The sequence below is a fragment of the Dietzia sp. SYD-A1 genome, from assembly GCF_015356725.1.
In the GTDB taxonomy this organism is placed as follows: Bacteria; Actinomycetota; Actinomycetes; order Mycobacteriales; family Mycobacteriaceae; genus Dietzia.
In genome coordinates this window covers 1-2,247 of record NZ_JADDKI010000084.1, presented here as the reverse complement: position 1 = coordinate 2,247, position 2,247 = coordinate 1, and the positions used below count along the sequence as shown (strand labels likewise).

At 70.4% G+C, this 2,247-nt stretch carries 2 protein-coding genes; both read left to right on the top strand.

The window, feature by feature from the left end:
- The first annotated feature begins 225 nt into the window (after positions 1–225).
- A complete protein-coding gene (locus tag IY392_RS04460; protein WP_182613053.1) occupies positions 226–1,125 on the top strand; it encodes an Ig-like domain-containing protein in 900 nt (299 codons plus the stop codon).
- Positions 1,126–1,240: 115 nt separating this feature from the next.
- A complete protein-coding gene (locus IY392_RS04455) occupies positions 1,241–2,164 on the top strand; it encodes an Ig-like domain-containing protein (RefSeq protein ID WP_194860612.1) in 924 nt (307 codons plus the stop codon).
- The last annotated feature ends 83 nt before the right edge of the window (positions 2,165–2,247 follow it).

Here is a 2,247-nt window from a genome sequence, read left to right as displayed (position 1 = left end):
CTCCTATCCGACCCCTCCGTCCGGGCCCGACAGGACCGCCCCCGCCCGACGCCCACACGTCCACCGCCGCATCCACCGAGCTCGCACGGTTCTGTTACGCATGTTTCCTGTGTGACAATTGAGGTTAAGCTGAGTCCTGCGGATTCACCCACCGCCTCAGTGGCTCGCCCCGTCCCCGTCCGAAACGTCACCAGCGCCCGTCTGACCGCGGCCCGAAGGAGAACGATGTCCCGCCGAACCCGCTTCCTCGCGTCCCTCCTCGTCTCGACCGGCCTGGCCACCGGTCTCACCGCCGGATTCGCCCCCGCCGCGTCAGCGCAGTCCGTCTCCTTCCCCGGCCTGGAATCGGCGCCCCTCCCCCAGGTTCCCGGGGTGGCCTCGCAACCGGTCCTCACGATCCCCGTGCCGGCACCGCCGCGCCCCGCGGTGGAACCGGTGGCGTCGGTCTACCCCACCCGCGACGAGACCGTGGGGGTGGCGCAACCCGTCATGATCCGGTTCGACCGTCCCGTCGCCGACCGCGCCCGGGCGGAGGCGTCCGTCGGGATCCGGACGGCACCGGCCGTCCAGGGGAAGTTCTACTGGGTCGGCGACGCCGAGTTGCGATGGCGGCCCCACGAGTTCTGGCCCGCGGGCACGGCGGTCACCGTGTGGGCCGGCGGCCGGGAGAACACCTTCCGCACCGGCGACGCGGTCGTCTCGACCTACGACGACGCCACCCACCTGGTCACCGTCACGCGCAACGGACAGGTCGTCCGCACGATGAGGGCGTCCGCCGGGCGGGACTCCTACCCCACCCACAACGGCGTCTACTACAACGGCTGGCGTGCGCGTGAGGTCCGGATGGACTCCTCCACCTGGGGACTGGCCAGGACGGCGGGCGGATACGACACGACCGTCGAGAACGGGGTGCGGCTGAGCTACGACGGCATCTTCGTCCACTCCGCCCCGTGGTCGATCGCTGACCAGGGCGTCCGCAACGTCTCCCACGGCTGCATCAACCTGAGTCCCGAGGACGCGGCCTGGTACTACGACAACACCCGCAACGGCGACCCGTTCATCGTGGTGGGCGGACCGGGTCGGCAGTTCGGGGAGTTCGACGGTCAGGGCGACTGGAACTACTGAGTCGATCACCCTCGGGTCGGGGTGAAACACAATCGGCACAGAGCGCGACACCCTAAGAGAGCCCTCCGCCTAGGCTGAGAGGAGCCCCTCGTCTCCGCCATCCCCAGGAGTAGCAATGACCCGTTCGCCCCGGATCCCGGCCCTCACCGCGATCCTCGCCGCGGCCGCCCTCGTCCTGGGGCTCGCCCCGGGGGCGAACGCGCAGTCCGTGATGCCGCCGAGCCCGCCCGGAATCCCGCAACTGGAGAACGCACCGCTGCCCACCCCGCTCATTCCGGGAGTAGGGGCGATGCCGGTGCTCACCTACCCGGTGATCGGCCCCGATCGTCCCGCGCCCGAATACGGTGACGTCAACGTCTTCCCCACGCAGAACGAGATCGTGGGCGTGGCGCAGCCGGTCATGTTCTTCTTCGACCGGCCCATCGCGGACCGGGCCCGCGCGGAGGCCACGCTCGGCATCCGCACCGAGCCCCCGGTGGCGGGGAAGTTCTACTGGGTCAACAACTCCGAGGTCCGGTGGCGCCCGCACTCCTTCTGGCCGGTCAACACCTCGGTCACCGTCTGGGCCGGCGGCAAGCGGCAGCAGGCGTTCCGCACCGGTGACGCGCTGATCTCGGAGTACGACGACCGCACCAAACTCGTCACCGTCACCCGGAACGGCCAGCACGTGCGCACCATGCGGGCCTCCGCCGGGATGCGCGGCTGGGAGACCTACAACGGCGTGTACTACACCGGGCAGCGCGGACGGCAGGTCCGGATGAACTCCGAGGCCTTCGGGCTGCGCATCGAGAACGGCGGGTACGACTCGATCGTCCACGACGCCGTCCGGCTGAGCTACGACGGCATCTACATCCACTCGGCCCCGTGGTCCGTCGGCGACCAGGGCGTCCGCAACGTCTCCCACGGCTGCATCAACGTCAGCCCCGAGGACGCGCGCTGGTACTACGACAACACCCGTAACGGCGACCCGTTCATCGTCAAGAACGGCCCCGGCCGGCACTTCGGCGCCTTCGACGGCCAGGGCGACTGGAACTACTGAGCGACCGGGACCACCGAGCGGCCGGGGCTATCGCGGGGGCACCGGGGCCACGACCCCGACGATGCCGTCGGCCGGCACGCACC

Coding starts and splice junctions, on each gene's coding strand:
- IY392_RS04455 (WP_194860612.1), top strand. CDS start 1,241: ATGACCCGTTCGCCCCGGATCCCGGCCCTCACCGCGATCCTCGCCGCG.
- IY392_RS04460 (WP_182613053.1), top strand. CDS start 226: ATGTCCCGCCGAACCCGCTTCCTCGCGTCCCTCCTCGTCTCGACCGGC.